Annotated in this window: 15 protein-coding genes; 11 read left to right on the top strand and 4 right to left on the bottom strand. The window is 73.2% G+C overall.

What is annotated here, in order from left to right:
- Nucleotides 1–263 precede the first annotated feature (263 nt).
- The 5 genes from F3L20_RS25020 (at nt 264) to F3L20_RS25000 (ending at nt 5,088) form a co-directional block, all read left to right on the top strand.
- Nucleotides 264–2,297, top strand: coding sequence for an ATP-binding protein (locus F3L20_RS25020; protein ID WP_150156257.1), 2,034 nt, complete (start codon nt 264–266; stop codon nt 2,295–2,297).
- Between the two features lie 137 nt (nt 2,298–2,434).
- Complete coding sequence (locus tag F3L20_RS25015) at nt 2,435–2,860, top strand: roadblock/LC7 domain-containing protein (protein WP_167534603.1); 426 nt, start codon at nt 2,435–2,437, stop codon at nt 2,858–2,860.
- Nucleotides 2,857–3,216, top strand: coding sequence for a DUF742 domain-containing protein (locus F3L20_RS25010; protein ID WP_145825458.1), 360 nt, complete (start codon nt 2,857–2,859; stop codon nt 3,214–3,216). The genes F3L20_RS25015 and F3L20_RS25010 overlap by 4 nt, the downstream gene beginning before the upstream one ends.
- Nucleotides 3,197–3,811 (top strand): GTP-binding protein, encoded by a 615-nt coding sequence (locus tag F3L20_RS25005; RefSeq protein WP_150156256.1) that lies wholly within the window; start codon nt 3,197–3,199, stop codon nt 3,809–3,811. The genes F3L20_RS25010 and F3L20_RS25005 overlap by 20 nt, the downstream gene beginning before the upstream one ends.
- Nucleotides 3,808–5,088: a cytochrome P450 gene (locus F3L20_RS25000; RefSeq protein ID WP_150156255.1), complete on the top strand. Its 1,281-nt coding sequence runs from the start codon at nt 3,808–3,810 to the stop codon at nt 5,086–5,088. Before F3L20_RS25005 ends, F3L20_RS25000 begins: the two co-directional genes overlap by 4 nt.
- Before the next feature lie 636 nt (nt 5,089–5,724).
- On the opposite strand, the gene F3L20_RS24995 is transcribed toward F3L20_RS25000, so the two are convergent.
- A complete protein-coding gene (locus F3L20_RS24995; protein WP_145825455.1) occupies nt 5,725–6,951 on the bottom strand; it encodes a cytochrome P450 in 1,227 nt (408 codons plus the stop codon).
- A gap of 213 nt (nt 6,952–7,164) precedes the next feature.
- On the opposite strand from F3L20_RS24995, the gene F3L20_RS24990 reads away from it, so the two are divergent.
- Together F3L20_RS24990 and F3L20_RS24985 are read left to right on the top strand one after the other, a co-directional pair.
- Entirely contained in the window at nt 7,165–7,896 is a 732-nt protein-coding gene (locus tag F3L20_RS24990) for a hypothetical protein (RefSeq protein ID WP_150156254.1), read from the top strand.
- A 460-nt stretch (nt 7,897–8,356) separates the two neighbouring features.
- Nucleotides 8,357–9,343 carry an aldo/keto reductase gene (locus F3L20_RS24985; RefSeq protein ID WP_150156253.1) on the top strand — a complete coding sequence of 329 codons (987 nt, stop codon included), beginning with the start codon at nt 8,357–8,359 and terminating at the stop codon, nt 9,341–9,343.
- A 249-nt stretch (nt 9,344–9,592) separates the two neighbouring features.
- On the opposite strand, the gene F3L20_RS24980 is transcribed toward F3L20_RS24985, so the two are convergent.
- Nucleotides 9,593–10,369: an SDR family oxidoreductase gene (locus tag F3L20_RS24980; protein WP_150156252.1), complete on the bottom strand. Its 777-nt coding sequence runs from the start codon at nt 10,367–10,369 to the stop codon at nt 9,593–9,595.
- Between the two features lie 153 nt (nt 10,370–10,522).
- Between F3L20_RS24980 and F3L20_RS24975 the strand changes: the two genes are divergently transcribed.
- Nucleotides 10,523–12,163 carry an alkaline phosphatase D family protein gene (locus F3L20_RS24975; RefSeq protein ID WP_150157488.1) on the top strand — a complete coding sequence of 547 codons (1,641 nt, stop codon included), beginning with the start codon at nt 10,523–10,525 and terminating at the stop codon, nt 12,161–12,163.
- Here the strand turns inward: F3L20_RS24975 and F3L20_RS24970 are convergent.
- Nucleotides 12,150–13,190 (bottom strand): Gfo/Idh/MocA family protein, encoded by a 1,041-nt coding sequence (locus F3L20_RS24970; RefSeq protein WP_150156251.1) that lies wholly within the window; start codon nt 13,188–13,190, stop codon nt 12,150–12,152. The two genes, F3L20_RS24975 and F3L20_RS24970, sit on opposite strands and share 14 nt — an antisense overlap.
- A gap of 145 nt (nt 13,191–13,335) precedes the next feature.
- Between F3L20_RS24970 and F3L20_RS24965 the strand changes: the two genes are divergently transcribed.
- From F3L20_RS24965 to F3L20_RS24955, 3 genes are all read left to right on the top strand, one after another.
- Entirely contained in the window at nt 13,336–14,679 is a 1,344-nt protein-coding gene (locus F3L20_RS24965; RefSeq protein ID WP_150156250.1) for a multidrug effflux MFS transporter, read from the top strand.
- Nucleotides 14,640–15,806, top strand: coding sequence for a serine hydrolase domain-containing protein (locus F3L20_RS24960; protein ID WP_150156249.1), 1,167 nt, complete (start codon nt 14,640–14,642; stop codon nt 15,804–15,806). The genes F3L20_RS24965 and F3L20_RS24960 overlap by 40 nt, the downstream gene beginning before the upstream one ends.
- A gap of 100 nt (nt 15,807–15,906) precedes the next feature.
- Nucleotides 15,907–16,911 (top strand): small ribosomal subunit Rsm22 family protein, encoded by a 1,005-nt coding sequence (locus F3L20_RS24955; RefSeq protein ID WP_150156248.1) that lies wholly within the window; start codon nt 15,907–15,909, stop codon nt 16,909–16,911.
- On the opposite strand, the gene F3L20_RS24950 is transcribed toward F3L20_RS24955, so the two are convergent.
- A complete protein-coding gene (locus tag F3L20_RS24950; protein WP_150156247.1) occupies nt 16,908–17,117 on the bottom strand; it encodes a DUF6243 family protein in 210 nt (69 codons plus the stop codon). The genes F3L20_RS24955 and F3L20_RS24950 overlap by 4 nt on opposite strands.
- Nucleotides 17,118–17,189 lie beyond the last annotated feature (72 nt).

Here is a 17,189-nt window from a genome sequence, read left to right as displayed (position 1 = left end):
CGTGCGCGTTGCCGCACTCCGGCAGGGGTCGTCCGGCCTCGTCCCGACTAGCACAGCGGAACGTACGAGCGATGGGTTCACGACGAACTCATTTTGCTGACGCACTGTTCAGTAAGCGGGGCTCGCGCGCGCATCAGGGTGATTAGCATGAGCCGTACGTGGTCGGAAGATCGCCCTCCTGTTGGCTGATCCCCTGTCCGGCCCGCGGCTGCCGTCGTGCGGCCGCCCCCTTCCCCTGCTCTCACCGACCGAGGGACCGCTCCATGCCAGTGCCTGCTTCTCCCAGCCAGCACCCACCGGCGGGGGCGCCGCGCACCTCGTTCGCCGCACGGGCCGCCGTGCTGGTGGCGAGCGCCGCCGCCGGCGGTGCGGCCGTCGCCCTGGCGCCGTCCGGCGCCACCACGTGGGCCCTCGCCGTCGTGGTGACCGGCTGGGTGTGCGTGGCCGCCACCCTCCTCGTCGACCACCGCCTCGTCCTGCGCGCCCGCGGCACCGTCGCCGAACGTGAGTCGGAGAACGGCCGCCTCAAGGCCGAGGCCGCCCGGCGCTCGGCGGAGATCTCCCACCTGGCCGGGGTGACGCTGCCCGCCGTGGCCGAGCGGCTGCGGGACGGCGCGAGCGCCGCCGACGTACTGGGCAGCGTGCCTCCGCCGTCCGACCCGCAACTCGCCCGTGTCACCCACGCCTTCGCCGCCACCGTCGAGGAGGACGTACGGCGGGTGGTCACCCTGGAGGACGAGTACCGCGCCATCCGCGGCGAACTCGACCGGACCACGGCCGAGCACGACCGGTTCGTACGGGAGACGATGCCCGCCGCGATCGCCCGGCTCCGCGAGGGCCGCTCCGCCCAGACCGTGCTGGCCGAGACCGACCTGCCGGAGCACCCCGCCCTGCGCGGCCCGGCGGAATCGTTCATCCGTGAACTCGCCCACAGCGAGCGCCGCGCCGCCGCCGCCCAGGCCGCGTCCGCCAAGGCGCTCAGCCGCGTCCAGGCCAAGGCCGTGCAGATGCTCGCCGACCTGCGTGAGATGCAGGAACGGCACGGCGAGGAGGTCTTCGGCGACCTGCTGAAGCTGGACCACGGCACCTCCCAGCTCGGCCTGATGACCGACCGTCTCGCGCTGCTCATGGGCGGCCGGTCCAGCCGCGCCTGGAACAAGCCGATCGTGATGGAGAGCATCCTGCGCGGCGCCGCCGGCCGTATCGCGGCCTACCAGCGGGTGCGGCTGCACTGCTCCACCCGCACCGCCGTCGCCGGCTTCGCGGCCGAGGGCGTCATGCACCTGCTCGCCGAACTGATGGACAACGCCGCGAACTTCTCCCCGCCCATCGACGAGGTGCACGTCTACGTCGAGGACCGCAGCGCCGGCATCGTCGTCACCATCGAGGACAGCGGCCTGAAGATGGCCGACGCGGCCATGCGCCGCGCCGAGGAGGCCGTGACCGGCCGCGTCACCGACCTCGCCTCGCTGCAGGGCACCCGGCTCGGCCTCGCCGTGGTGGGCCGGCTTGCCTCCAAGTACGGCATCAGCGTCAACTACCGGCCGTCCTCCCGCGGCGGCACCGGCGTCGTCGTCCTGCTGCCCCTGCACCTGCTCGCCCAGCAGCGCGAACCGGCCCCGCACGAGACGGCCGGCCGCACCGAGGCGACCCCCGCCCGGGGCGTCACCGCCCGCGGCGTGCCGGTCCCGGCCCCCCGTGCCGTGGCCGCATCCGACGCGTCCGCCCCGGCCGCGCTGCCCGGCGGCACCTCCCCTGTCGGCGGCGGCACCCGTGCCGACAACGATGCCGACCTCCGCCCGGTGGCCGCCGCGCTGCCCGCCTCCCCGGAGCGCCCCGCCGCCCGCACCGAACACGCCGCCGCCCGCACCGAGCGGCCCGACCTGTCCGCCGTCCCCGGTCAGGGACGGCACCGGCAGCCCGAGGGCACCACGCCGAACGGCCTCCCGGTCCGCGCCCCCGGCCGCACCATGGCGGAGGCCGAACGCGAGCGCGAGCAGCGGCAGTCGACGGCCGCCCAGGCCGGTGACACGGCGTCGGTACGGCGCGGGGCACGCGACGCGGGCACCCGGTTCGGCGCCTTCCACCGCGCACGCCAGTCCGGGAACGGCAGCACCGACACGGCCGGCAACGGGATCACCGGTACGTCCGGCAAGGGCATCGCCGGCGCGTCCGCCGACGGAATCGCCGGGACCGCCGGTACGACCGGAGACGGCACGGAGACCGGCACCCCCGGCACGACCGGCGTCACCGGCACCGACCCCCGGCCCGGATCCCGCCCGCCCACGGCCCCCTAGTCCACCCCCTCCCGTACGGCGCCGCCCCGGTCCCGTACGGCGTCCGGGGCGACGGCGCCCCTTCCCGCTCGAGCACGTGAGATAGGAGGAACGGGCCGGTGACCGGTCATCCGGACACCACCGTCCCAACACCCACCATGCAGACCACGACCACCGACAACAGCCTCAACTGGCTCCTGCAGGGTCTCCTGGAGCGGACCCCCGGCGCACGCCACGCCCTGGTCCTGTCCCGGGACGGCCTCAAGCTCTGCTGGAGCGAGCACCTGACCCTCGACCTCGCCGACCACCTCTCGGCGATCTGCTCCGGCATCCAGGCCCTCGCCCAGGGCGCCTCCATGGAGTTCGGCGACGGCACCGGCGGCGTACGGCAGTCGATGACGGAGTTCCACGGCGGCCTGCTGTTCATCGTCGAGGCCGGCGAGGGGGCGCACCTCGCCGTCGTCGCCGGGGAGGACGCCGACCCCGGCGTGGTCGGCCACCAGATGACGGAACTGGTCGAGCAGATCGGCGAGCACCTGCGCGCCGAACCGCGAACCGGATCCGCGGGGAGCGGCACCTCGTGACCCCACGCAAACCCGTCGACACGGGCGACCCGGACCGGCTCTACACCGTCACCGGCGGACGCAGCCGCGCCGACGAGTCCTTCGACCTGGTCACCCTCATCGTCAGCGAGAGCGCGCCGACGCCGGGGATGCAGTCCGAGCACGCCCGGATCCTGGAGCTGTGCGCCCACCCGGTCGCCGTCGTCGAGATCGCCGCGGAACTCGGGCTGCCGATCACGGTCGTACGCATCCTGCTCGGCGACCTGCTGGACACCGGGCGCATCACCGCCCGTCACCCGCGCGCGGCGGCGTCCGTCGCCTCCCTGCCCGATTCCGCCCTACTCCAAGAGGTTCTCCATGGACTCCGCAACCTCTGAGCTGCCCACCCACCGCACACCGCTGAGCGACACGGCGGAGACGGGTCTGAAGATCGTCGTCGTGGGCGGGTTCGGCGTGGGCAAGACGACCCTGGTCCGCTCGGTGAGCGAGATCCGGCCGCTCAACACCGAGGAGGTGATGACGCAGGCCGGCGTGGGCGTCGACGAGACCGAGGGGGTGGCCGCGAAGACCACCACCACGGTCGCCTTCGACTTCGGGCGGATCAGCCTCAACGACCGCATGGTCCTGTACCTGTTCGGCGCGCCCGGGCAGGAACGCTTCTGGTTCCTGTGGGACCGGCTGTTCTCCGGCACCCTGGGCGCCGTGGTCCTCGTGGACACGCGCCGGATGGACGACTCCTGGTACGCCATCGACCGGCTGGAGCACCACGGCACGCCGTTCGTGGTGGCCGTCAACCGGTTCGACGACGACGCCCGGTACTCCCTGGACGAGATACGCCAGGCACTCGCCCTCCCCGCGCACGTGCCGATGGTCGACTGCGACGCCCGGGTCCGGGCCTCCGGCAAGGACGTGCTGATCACCCTCGTGAACCACCTCCACGACCTGGCCACCGCCAAGGAGGCGACGCTGTGACCGATCAGGCCGATCCCTTCGCGCATCCGGCCCGCCCCGGTGAGGAGCCGCCACCGGGGTGCCCCGCGCACGCCGGCGCGGTGCCGCTGGCGGGGCTGGAGTACCAGCAGACGCCGTCCGAGCTGTACCGCGCCCTGCGCCGGGAGCACGGGCCCGTCGCACCGGTGCTGCTCGACGGCGGCGTCCCCGCCTGGCTGGTGCTGGGCTACACCGAGGTCACCTATGTGACCAGCCATGACGAGCTGTTCGCGCGGGACTCGCGGCGCTGGAACCAGTGGGCGAACATCCCGCAGGACTGGCCGCTGCTGCCCTTCGTCGGCTACCAGCCGTCGGTGCTGTTCACCGAGGGCGAGGAGCACCGGCGGCGGGCCGGGGTGATCACCGAGGCGCTGGAGGGGATCGACCAGTTCGAGCTGTCCCACGAGTGCCTGCTGATCGCCGACGACCTCATCGCCCGGTTCGCGGGCAGCGGCCAGGCGGAGCTGATGGCCGACTACGTGCACGCCCTGCCGATGCGTACGGTCGTGCAGATGTGCGGGATGCCGGCCACCGGTGAGGACACCCGCCGGCTCGTCGACGACCTGCGGATCTCCCTGGACGCGGGGGAGGGCGACGACCCGGTCGCGGCGTACGCGCGCGTGGGTGAACGGCTGCGGCAGCTGGTGAAGGAGAAGCGGGCCGTGCCCGGCCACGACGTCACCTCGCGGATGCTGACGCACCCGGCGGGCCTGACGGACGAGGAGGTCGTCCAGGACCTGATCTCCGTGATCGCGGCGGCCCAGCAGCCGACGGCCAACTGGATCTGCAACACCCTGCGTCTGCTGCTGACGGACGAACGCTTCGCCGTGAACGTCTCGGGCGGCCGGCTCAGCGTCGGCGAGGCGCTCAACGAGGTGCTGTGGCTCGACACCCCGACGCAGAACTTCATCGGGCGCTGGGCGGTGCGGGACGTCCAGCTGGGCGGGCGGCAGATAAGGGCCGGCGACTGCCTGGTGCTGGGGCTCGCGGCGGCCAACACCGACCCGCAGATCTGGCCCGAGGGACACGTGGGCGCGGAGAACGCGGCGCACCTGTCGTTCAGCAACGGCGAGCACCGCTGCCCGTACCCGGCCCCGCTGCTCGCGGACGTCATGGCGCGTACGGCGGTCGAGACGCTGCTGGAGCGGCTGCCGGACCTGGTCCTGGCCGTCGAGCCGGAGGAACTGGTGTGGCGGCCGTCGATCTGGATGCGGGGACTGCTGGACCTCCCGGTGCGGTTCACCCCGGTGGTGCAGTAGGGCTTCGGCCGGGGGCCGGCTCTCACGGTCGGGCGGACGCCGCCTCCCCACCCGCGGGCGGACCGGCGGGGCGCTGCCCCGGCGGGTGGCCCGGCGGGGCGTTCCCCCGAGGGTGGCCCGGTGGGGCGGGTTCCGGCCGGGGCGGGCGCGTGCGGTGCGGGACCCGTCCGGTACGGGATTGGGCCGGGACAGCCCGGTGCGGTGGAACTGCGGAACTCGGGGACAGCCCGGTGGGCGGGTTCCGGCCGGGGCGGGCGCGTGCGGTGCGGGACCCGTCCGGTACGGGATTGGGCCGGGACAGCCCGGTGCGGTGGAACTCGGCCGGGACAGCCCGGTGGGGCGGTTCCGGCCGGGGCGGGCGCGTGCGGTGCGGGACCCGTCCGGTACGGGATCTGGCCGGGACGGCCTGGTGCGGCGGAGCTCGGCCGGGCGGACCGGTGGGGCGGGTTTCGGCCGGGTGGGCGCGTGCGGTGCGCGATCCGGCCGTACGGGATCTGGCTGGGGTGGGCTCGCCCGATACGGGTCCCGGCCGGTGCGACCCGTCCGGTACGGGATCTGGCCGGGTGGGCCCGGCCGGTGCGGGATCCGGCCGGGGCGGGGCGGCGCGAACGGGAGGGACGACGTATCCGGTACCGGTCAGCCGGCCACCGGGGTGAACCGGACCGGGAGGCTCTGCGGTCCGCGGGTGAACACACCCTGCTCGGCCGGCTGGAACCCCTCGGCGAGCCGGACGTCCGGCATGGCGTCGAGGAGCTGGCCGACGCCGATCTCCACCTCCGCCTTGGCCAGCAGCGCGCCGACGCAGAAGTGCCGACCGAGCGCGAAGGCGAGGTGGTCGGCGGCGGCCGAGAACGCCTTGGTGGTGGCCAGGTCGTCGCGGAAGATGTCGAACCGGTCCGGGTCGGCGTACCGGCGCTCGTCGCGGTTGGCCGCGCCTATCAGGCAGGTGACGGTGGCTCCGGCGGGCACGGTGCCGCCGCTGAGCGTCACCTCCGTCGCGGACTGCCGCATGATCATGTGCACGGGCGGGGTGAACCGCAGGGTCTCGGCGAAGGCACGCGGTATCAGCGAGTGGTCGGCGCGGACGGCGGCGAGCTGGTCGGGGTGGGCGAGCAGGTTCGCGAAGATGCCGGCGATGGCCTTGTCGGTGGTCTCGCCCCCGGCGGCGAGCAGCAGGCTGCAGAACGCCTTGATGTCCTCGTCGCTCATCCGCACGCCGTCGACCTCGGCGCTGCACAGCACGGACAACAGGTCGTCGCCCGGCTTCTCCCGGCGCTCACGGATGATCGGCAGCATGTACTCGGCGAACTCCACCCGGGTCCGCTCGCCGGCCGCCGTGACCTCGGCGTCGCCCGACAGGTTGCCGAGGAAGGCGATGACGGCGGTGTACCAGCGGTGGAAGCGGGGGTGGTCGGCCTTGTCCAGGCCCAGCATGTCGGCGATGACGTTGACCGGGAAACGGGTGGCGTAGTCGTCGACCAGGTCGGCGGAGCCGGTGTGCCGGAAGGCGTCGATCAGCTCACGGGAGTTGCGCTCGATGACCGGAAGGAACTTCCGCTCCAGGTCGCTGCCCCGGAAGGCCGGCGCGACCAGTGCCCGGCGGACGGCGTGCTCACGGCCGCTGAGCTGGAGGATCGTCTTGCCGTGCACGGGCTCGAGCTGCCAGGCGTAGTTGTCGGTGGTGAACTCGCCGGCCTTGTCCTTGAAGACCCGCTCGACGTCCTCGTAGCGCGAGACGATGTAGCTCTTGGTCGCCTCGTGCCAGAGGAGGGGGGCGGTCTCCCGCATCGCGCGGTAGGCGGGGTAGGGGTCGGCAGCGAACTCGGGCGAGAGGATGTCGGGCACCTGCTGGGCGGTGGACATGGGGCTCCCTGCGATCGTATTTCGTGTACTGCACAAGGTTATTGATCATCTGTCAGTAACGACAGACCGCCCGATGACCGGATCTGTTTGAACCCCGAACCGTCCGAAAATCGCCCCTCGTCGGGCTTCCACGGCGTACCTGTCGGCGACGAAAAGGAGGTGCGGGTGTTCGATCAGCAGGGGTACGGTCCTGCCTGTTCGAAGGGGGAGCCCGTGACCAAGCTGAACCAGATCATCGCGGTCGAGAAGGGTGTCAAGAGCAAGTCGCTCCAGGACATCAACGCCGCGCACACCAAGGTGCAGAAGCCGGCACTGCTGGCCGGTATCTCGCGTACGTACCAGCCGAAGGACGAGGAGGGCGAGCAGCTGCCGCCCGAGTCCACGCGCGTGCAGGTGCAGGCCGAGGACGTGCTGCGCGAGGTGTCCGCCACGCTGACGCGGCTGTTCGACGTCACCGCGACGAAGGACTGGGCGAACTGCCTGGCCCGCGCGGACGTCACGGTCGACGGGCGGACGATCGTCGCGGACGTCCCCGTCAGCTACCTGCTCTTCCTGGAGAAGCAGCTCGCCGAACTGCACGGCTTCGTCAAGAAGCTCCCCACCCTCGACGCCGCCGAGTCCTGGGCCCTCGACCCGTCCACGGACCGGTGGAAGACGGACGCGGTCCGCACCATCCGTACGAAGAAGGTGCCGCGCAACCACGTCAAGGCGGAGGCCACGGAGAAGCACCCGGCGCAGGTCGAGGTGTACTACGAGGACGTGCCGATCGGTTACTGGACCACGGTGAAGTTCTCCGGCGCGCTTCCGGCGCGACGGGTGAACGAGCTGGTGGACCGGGTCGAGAAGCTTCAGCAGGCCGTGAAGTTCGCCCGTGAGGAGGCCAACGGCACGGAGGTCACCGACAAGCGGGTCGGTGAGGCGGTGTTCGGCTACCTGTTCGGCTGACGCGCGGCGCGGCCACGGGTGGCCGCCACGATCGCCCCCGCGTGCGAGCGTGGGGGTGCGCTACGGGGCGCGGGCCGGGTGAGGACCGGTTCGTGCCAGGAGCGCAAGCTGAAACTGAAGTTCAGCCTGAAGAGCGGTCCGTCGCAGAGACGGCCGCGGTCAATCTCAGACTCTCGCTCCAGTCTCAGCATTGCCGCCGATCGCCGGACCGAACGGGGACGGACGACCGCCGTCGGATGCGAGTTCGACTCTCGCCTGCGCCTCTTGCACGGCGCGGTAGTTCAAAGGAAGAACACGACGGCATGATGACTGATCCGTCCTCTTAAACGCCGCCGGCGTGCGCAAGTGGGTGGCATCCCCAGGGGCCCGGGAGCTGGATACGACTCCCGGGCCCCGCCACGTCATCGGCCCTCCGGCCCCCCTTGCCTTCGTGTGCACTCCAGCTCTTACCGTCCTCCGCATGGAGTTCACACGCACACTGGGACGCAGTGGTATCGAGGTGAGTGCGCTCGGGTTCGGGTGCTGGGCCATCGGCGGGGAGTGGCAGGACGGTGCCGGGCAGCCGCTCGGGTGGGGGAAGGTCGGCGACGAGGAGTCGGTGCGGGCGATCCACCGTGCCCTCGACCTGGGCGTCACCTTCTTCGACACCGCCGACGTCTACGGCACCGGGCACAGCGAGCGCATACTCGGGCGGGCGCTCGGCAGGCGGCGGGACGAGGTCGTCGTCGCCACCAAGTGGGGCAACCTCTTCGACCCGGACACCCGCACCACCTCCGGCACCGACGACTCCCCGGAACACCTGCGCCGGGCCCTGACCGCCTCCCTGCGCCGGCTCGGCACCGACCATGTCGACCTCTACCAGCTGCACATCGCCGACGCCGATCCCGAGCGCGCCGCCCGGCTACGCGACGCGTGCGAGGAGTTGGTGGGGGAGGGGCTGATCCGGGCGTACGCCTGGAGCACCGACGACCCCGCCAGGGCCGCGGTGTTCGCCGAGGGGCCGCACTGTGCCGCAGTGCAGCACGCGCTCAACGTGCTGCAGGACGCCCCCGAGATGCTGCTGCTCTGCGAGCGGGCGGACCTCGCGTCGGTCAACCGCAGTCCCCTCGCCATGGGTCTGCTGACCGGCAAGCACGCCGGCCGGCGGTCGCTGGAGAGCGGGGACATCCGCAGCCGGCCGCCCGCCTGGCTGCAGGGCTTCGGCGACGGCACCGGCGCGGATCCCGCGTGGCTGGCGCGCGTCGACGCGCTGCGGGACGTCCTCACCGGCGGCGGGCGCACGCCCACCCAGGGCGCCCTGGCGTGGCTGTGGGCGCGCAGCCCGCGCACCGTACCGATCCCCGGCTTCCGGTCCGTCGCCCAGGCGGAGGAGAACGCGGGCGCGTTGGAGAAGGGTCCGCTGACCGCGGCGGAGTTGGCGGAGGTGGAGCGCATCCTCCAGCGATAGGCCATGGAAAACGTGCGGCAGCCGTTCCACCCGCCGGTGCGCACCCACGGTCCCGCGCGGGTCCACCCCCAGCCGGCGGTGTGGAACGGCTGCCGCCTCCCCCCTGGATGTGGCCTGACGGAAGACCGCTGCTTCAACTGTGAAGCTTTGGTGCAGAGAAGTTGAGCATAGGTTCTCCACCGGCCGCAATGGGGCGGATGCGTTAAGTCCGGTTGTGGGGATCAGCGCACGCCGGCGGCGCGGAGCGGCTCACCCCCGCCCCACGTACGGCATCGCCGTCGCCAGCACCGTCGCGAACTGCACGTTCGCCTCCAGCGGCAGTTCCGCCATGTGCCGCACCGTCCGCGCCACGTCCGCCACATCCATCACCGGCTCCGGCGCGACCTCCCCGTTCGCCTGCAACACGCCCGTCCGCATGCGCTCCGTCATGTCCGTCGCCGCGTTGCCGATGTCGATCTGGCCCACCGCGATTCCGTACGGACGCCCGTCCAGGGACAACGACTTGGTCAGGCCGGTCAGCGCGTGCTTGGTGGCCGTGTAGGCGACCGACCGGGGGCGCGGGACGTGCGCCGAGACCGAGCCGTTGTTGATGATCCGGCCGCCCTGCGGGGCCTGCTCCTTCATCTGCCGGTACGCCGCCTGCGCGCACAGGAACGCCCCGTTGAGGTTGGTGTCCACCACGTGCCGCCACGCCTCGTACGGCAGGTCCTCCACCGGCACCCCGCCCGGGCCGAACGTCCCGGCGTTGTTGAACAGCAGGTCCACCCGGCCGAAACGGCCCACCGTCGCCGCGAACAGCGCTTCCACGTCCCCGGGTCGTGACACGTCCGTCGGGATCACCAGAGCCTGCCCGCCGTCCCGGCCCGACGACCCCGCCGTCTCCTCCAATGCCTCCGCGCGGCGCCCCGCCAGCGCCACCGACCAGCCCGCGCCCAGCAGTTCCCGCGTCACCGCGCGCCCGATGCCGGATCCGGCCCCGGTGACCACCGCGACCCCGGCCCGTCCGTCCGTTTCCTTGGCGTTCATGGCACCGCAGCGTAGGCGAGGGTTCGCCACGCGGACCTCATACGACCGTCATCCGGATGCTGTGTACGCGTCAACGCTGCGTCGTCCCCGGCCACTGCAATTCCTTCCGCACCCACATGCCCGTCAGGGGAGGAACCGATGACGCAGGAACCGATGACACCCGAGGACCGCCCGTCCCACGCGCCCGAACTCCGCGCCGCCGCGCGTCACATCGGCCGCCGCCGCTTCCTGACCGTCACCGGCGCCGCCGCCGCGCTCGCCTTCGCCGTCGGCGTGCCCGGCGCGGGCACCGCGGCCGCCGCCGAACTGGACACCGCACGGATCACCGACGACCCCTTCACGCTGGGCGTCGCCTCCGGTGACCCGCACCCCGACTCGGTGCTGCTGTGGACCCGCCTCGCGCCCGCGCCGTACCAGGCGGACGGCGGGCTGCCCGCGCGCCGCGTCACCGTCGAGTGGGAGATCGCCCTCGACGCACGGTTCCGCAGCGTCGTCAGACGGGGGACGGCCACCGCCCACCCCGAGTTCCACCACACCGTGCACGTCGAGGCCGGCGGGCTCGCCCCGGGCCGCGTCTACCACTACCGCTTCCGCGCGGGCCGCTTCGTCAGCCCCGCGGGCCGCACCCGCACCGCGCCCGCCCCCCGCAGCCGCGCCGCCGAGCTCACCTTCGGCGTCGTCTCCTGCCAGCGCTACGACCAGGGCTACTACACCGCCTACCGGCACCTCGCCCAGGAGGACGTCGACGTCGTCTTCCACCTCGGCGACTACCTCTACGAGTACGCCGTGAACGACGCCGGCGGCTCCCGCGCCTACCCGGCCGGCACCCTGCCCTCCGGCCTGTTCAACCGGGAGACCGTCACGCTGGAGGACTACCGGCTGCGGTACGCCCTCTACAAGTCCGACCCCGACCTCAGGGCCGCGCACGCCGCGCACCCCTTCGTCGTCACCTGGGACGACCACGAGACCGAGAACAACTACGCCGACGACACCCCCGAGAACAGCGTCCCGCCGGAGGAGTTCCTGCTGCGCCGGGCCGCCGCCTACCGGGCCTACTGGGAGAACATGCCGCTGCGCCGGCCCCAGCTTCCCGACGGCCCCGACCTGAAGCTGTACCGCCGGCTGCACTGGGGCCGGCTCGCCCAGTTCGACGTGCTCGACACCCGCCAGTACCGCTCGAACCAGGCGTACGGCGACGGCTGGCAGTTCCCCGGCCCCGAGTCCGAGGACCCCTCGCGCACCCTGACCGGCGCCGCCCAGGAGCGCTGGCTGATCGACGGCTGGCGCAGGTCCGACGCGGTCTGGAACGTCGTACCGCAGCAGGTCACCTTCGCCCAGCGGCTCGACACGCCCACCCCGCCGGCCAAGGTCTCCATGGACTCCTGGGACGGCTATCCGGCCTCCCGCGAGCGCGTGCTGGCCGGCGCGCGGGCAGCCGGCGTCGAGAACCTGATGGTCCTCACCGGCGACGTGCACGTCCACTACGGCTTCGACATCAAGCGGGACTTCGCCGACCCCAGCTCGAAGACCGTGGGCACCGAGATCGTCACCTCCTCGATCACCAGCGGCGGCAACGGCTCGGCGAAGCCCGCCAACTGGGAGACCATGACGGCCGCCAACCCGCACATGCGCTTCTACAACGGCCTGCGCGGCTACACGACCGTCACCCTCGGCCGGGAGCGGGCGCGCGCCGACTTCAAGACGGTCTCCCACGTCACCACGCAGGGCGCGCCGCTCACCACCGCCGCCTCCTTCGTCACGGAGGCGGGGGAGCCGGGGCTCAAGCCGGCGTGACCGCCGCGCCGTCGGCCGCCACCCGGCCGGCCGCCTCGCCCGGGTAGCGGACGCCGACGCGGTCCCGGATCGCGTCGAGCGTCCGCATCACGGCGAGGGTGCCGTCCAGCGGGACCACCGGGGACTCCGTCTCGCCTGCCCGCAGTGCCCGCATCACCTCCGCGGCCTCGTGCTTGAGGCTGGCGCGGGGGCCGTGGAGCGGGTCGGCCGCGAACTCCTCGGCGTCCTGTCCCTCCCGGTGCAGCACGAACCGCTCCGGGAAGAAGAAGCCGTCCGGGACGTCGATCCGCCCCTTCGACCCGGTGATCGACGCGGAGGTGGCCGTACCGCCCACGATGGAGCAGTGCACCGAGGCGAGGGCGCCGTTCTCCCAGGAGAGCAGCGCCCCCGTCTGGAGGTCCACCCCCTCCTCCGAGAGCATCGCGCGCGCGGTGAGGTCCGACGGCTCCCCGAGGAGCAGCTGGGCGAACGACACCGGGTACACCCCGAGGTCCAGCAGCGCGCCGCCGCCGAGCGCGGGGTCACGCAGCCGGTGGGTGGCCGGGAAGGGGCCCGCCAGACCGAAGTCCGCCTGGACGTGGCGCACTTCGCCGATCGCGCCGTCGTCGACCAGCGCCTTGAGGCGCCGCACCATGGGATGGCAGTACATCCACATGGCCTCCATCAGGAAGCGCCCGCCGTCCCGCGCCAGCGCGACCAGTTCGGCAGCCTCCCCGGCGTTCAGCGTGAACGGCTTCTCGCACAGCACGTGATGCCCGGCCTCCAGCATCAGCCCGGCCGCCGCGCGGTGCGCGGAGTGGGGCGTGGCGACGTAGACGACGTCGAGCTCGTCGTCCGCCGCGAGCGTGTCCCAGTCGCCGTACGCGCGCGGTATGCCGAAGCGTTCGGCGAACGCCTTGGCCGACTCCGTCGAGCGGGACGCCACCGCCGCGACCTCGGCGTCGGGCATGTCCACCAGGTCCGCCGCGAACGTCGCGGCCATGCCGCCGGTCGCCAGGATCCCCCAGCGCACCTTCTGCTCTGTCATTCGTCCCACCCTGTTCGTGTGTTCCCTCAACGCTTCACCCTGGGGCTGTGGCGTGGAAGCGCTCCCATGGCATCGTCGTCGACACCGAGCACTGCGTACGAGCTGAGAGCATAGGGAGCCGATGGCATGGAAAGGGAGGGGTCACATGCCCGAGGGTGGGGCGTCCATATCCAAATCGGCCGAAAGCGGGATGTCGGGGGGCCCGGCGGTGGAGGCGGCCGCCCACGGCACGCCGGCGCCCACGCCGGAGCGGCGCGTCCCGGCCGCGGCGCCGGGTACCGGCTTGCTGGTCACGTTCATCCTCGGCGGCCTGACCGCCGTGACGCCACTGGCGATGGACATGTACCTCCCCGCCCTGCCGGAGGTCACCCGGGCCCTGCAGGCGCCCGCCGCGACCGTCCAGCTCACCCTCACCGCCTGTCTGGCCGGCATGGCGCTCGGGCAGCTCGTGGTCGGGCCGATGAGCGACCGCTGGGGCCGCCGCCGGCCCCTGCTCGTCGGGCTCGCGATCTACGTCGTGGCCACCGCGTTGTGCGCCTTCGCGCCGACCGTCGAACTCCTCGTCGCCTGCCGGCTGGCGCAGGGGCTCGCGGGAGCGGCGGGCATCGTCATCGCGCGGGCGGTCGCCCGTGACCTGTACGACGGCGTGGCCCTGGCCCGCTTCTTCTCGACCCTCATGCTGATCTCCGGGATGGCGCCGATCATGGCGCCGCTCATCGGCGGACAGGTCCTGCGGTTCACGGACTGGCGAGGGGTCTTCGTCGTCCTCACCGTCGCGGGGCTGCTCCTGACGGCTCTTGTCTGGACGAAGCTGCCCGAGACGCTGGCTCCCTCCGACCGGCACGGCGGAGGTTTCGGCCAGACCCTCGGCGCGATGCGCCGGCTCCTCGCCGACCGGGCCTTCACCGGCTACATGCTCGCGGGCGGCTTCGCCTTCGCGTCCCTCTTCGCGTACGTCGCCGCCTCCCCGTTCGTCATGCAGGAGATCTACGGCGCCTCCCCGCAGACCTTCAGCCTGCTGTTCGGGCTCAACTCGGTCGGCCTGATGATCATGGGCCAGGTCAACGGGAAGATCCTGGTCGGCCGGGTCCGGCTGGACAAGGTGCTCGGCATCGGGCTCGCCGTCGTGGTCGCCGCCGCCACCGCGCTGCTGCTGATGTCGCTGGGTGTGTTCGGCGAGGTGGGCCTGGTGCCGGTCGCCGCCGCGCTGTTCGTGCTGATGTCGTCCATGGGCATCGTCATGCCCAACACCCAGACGCTCCCGCTGATGCGGGCCCGGCAGGCGGCCGGCTCCGCGTCCGCCCTGCTCGGCACGACGTCCTTCCTCATCGGCGCGATGGCCTCCCCGCTGGTCGGGATCGCCGGCGAGGACACCGCCGTCCCGATGGCCGTCGTCCAGCTGGCCTCCGCCCTGGTGGCGACAGCCTGCTTCCTGGGAATGTGCCGTCCGTGGAAGAGCGGGACGAGCGAGAAGGGCGGGGGCGTCTGAGCGCGCCGCGACTGCGCCGGGGCACCCCGGAACGGGCCGGGCTCGACGCCGGGGAGCTGCGGCGTCTGGTCGAGGAGGTCCGCGCCCGCACCGACGGCGCGCGGCCCTGGGCGGCGGGTGCGGTGGTGGTCGTCGGGCGCGGCCCGGTGATCGCCGTCGAGGAGGCGGCCGGCTGGGCGGTGCGCCACGCCGGCTACGACGGGAGGGCGGGCGTGCCCGTCGAGCTGCCGCCGGAGCAGCGGGTGCCGATGACCGTGGACACCCCGTTCGACCTGGCCTCCGTCACCAAGCTGTTCACCTCGGTGGTCGCCGTGCAGCAGATCGAGCGGGGGACGCTGGGCCTGGACGCCCGCGTCGGCACGTACCTGCCGGACTTCACGGCGGCCGCACGGCACGGCGTCACCGTGCGCCAGCTGCTCACCCACACCTCCGGGCTGCGTCCCGAACTCCCGCTGTACGACTGCGCCGACGACGCGGAACGCCTGGCGTTGCTGCGTGCGGAACGGCCGGTCGGCGTGCCCGGCACGTACTGCTACTCCGACCTCAACATGCTGCTGCTCCAGCACGTCCTGGAACGGATCACCGGCCGCACCCTCGACGTCCTGGTGCGCGACGGCGTCACCCGGCCCCTCGGCATGAACGCGACCGGCTTCGGCCCGTGCCCGACCGCGGCGGCGACCGAGGACCAGCGGCGGCCCTGGGCCAAGGCGGACCGGGGGATGCTGCGGGGCGAGGTGCACGACGAGAACGCCTGGGCGCTGGGCGGTGTCGCCGGTCACGCGGGACTCTTCTCCACCGCGGGCGACCTGGCCGTCTTCTGCCGCACCCTGCTGGCGGGCGGGGCGTACGGGCCCGCCCGGGTCCTCGGCACGGACCACGTGGACCTGATGCTGCGGGCCCCGGGCCTCGGCTTCGCCGTGGACCAGCCCTGGTTCATGGGCGCCCTCGCGGGACGCGGCGCGGCGGGGCACACCGGTTTCACCGGTACGTCCCTGGTCCTGGACCGCGCCACGGACACCTTCGTCGTCCTCCTCGCCAACACGGTCCACCCCGCCGCCCGGCCCGCCCGACAGCACCCCCGCGCGGACGCGGCGACCAGGGTGGCGCGGGCGCTGCGGGGGAGGTGAGGGGGCACGGCATGCCGACGGCTCCCGCGGCGGCCGGCCAGGTACGGGTACGGACCGGTGGGCGGATCCGCGGGCCGTGGGCGGTCAGTAGAATCGCCGGGTGAACGCCCCCGCGCCCCCGCATACCGCCGACTCCCTGCGTGCCGCCCTCGCCGGGCTGCTGGAAGGGATTCCGGCGCGGCAGGCCGCGCAGGCCGTCGAGCGGCTGATCGCCCATTACCGGGGCGCCACCCCCACCGACACCCCCATCCTGCGTGACCGCGCCGACGTGGCCGCGTACGCCGCCTACCGGATGCCCGCCACCTTCGAGGCGGTGCGGTCGGCGCTGCGCGCGTTCGCCGACGCCGTGCCCGGGTGGAGGCCCGGGGACCATGTCGACATCGGCGGCGGCACCGGCGCGGCGGCCTGGGCGGTGGGCGCGACCTGGGACGGGGAGCGCCCCGTGACCGTGCTCGACTGGGCCGGGCCCGCGCTCGACCTCGGCCGTGAACTGGCCGCGGGACACCGCACCCTGCGCGGCGCCCGCTGGGAGCGCGCCCGGATCGGACCCGCCCTCACCCTCGGGCCGACCGACCTCGTGACCGTCTCCTACGTGCTCAACGAGCTCACCGCCTCCGACCGGGCCGCCCTGGTCGACGCCGCCGCCGCTGCCGCGCAGGCCGTGGTGATCGTGGAGCCCGGCACCCCCGACGGTTACGCCCGGATGATCGAGGCACGTGACCGCCTGGTCGCCGCCGGATTCCACGTGGCCGCGCCCTGCCCGCACAGCGCCGCCTGCCCCATCGTGCCCGGCACCGACTGGTGCCACTTCTCGGCGCGGGTCAGCCGCTCCTCGCTGCACCGCCAGATCAAGGGCGGCACCCTCCCCTACGAGGACGAGAAGTTCAGCTACGTCGCGGCGACCCGGGGGCCGGTCGCCCCGGCCCCCGCCCGCGTCGTCCGCAAGCCGCAGATCCGCAAGGGCCAGGTCCTCCTCGACCTGTGCGAGACGGACCCGTCGCTGCGCCGCACCACGGTCACCAAACGCCACGGCGACCTCTACCGAGCGGCCCGCGACACCGACTGGGGCGCCCCATGGCCCCCGGCGCCCTCCGGCCGGGACTAGCCGGCGCCGTTCTCCTTCCCCTCGTCGGTCTCCCGGCGGGTGTCGCGCTGTTGCCGGAGTTCGCGCAGCAGTTCGCGTTTCCGGGTCCGCGGGTCCGGGCCGCCGCCGATGCGGGTGCCGCGTCCGCCGCCGCGCAGGGCCTCACGGTCCAGGTGCCGGCGGGTGCCGCCGACGCCCAGCATGTTTCCGGCTCCACCTCGGGCCATGGTGTGCTCCTCTCGCCGTACATGAGGGGACGAGACGGTTCGTCTCGCCCGGCTTCACTGTCCGGCGAGACG

Origin of the sequence: Streptomyces tendae (genome assembly GCF_008632955.1) — a bacterium.
In the GTDB taxonomy this organism is placed as follows: Bacteria; Actinomycetota; Actinomycetes; order Streptomycetales; family Streptomycetaceae; genus Streptomyces.
The sequence above is the reverse complement of the archived record's forward strand: the minus strand, read 5'-3'. Positions and strand labels throughout refer to the sequence as shown.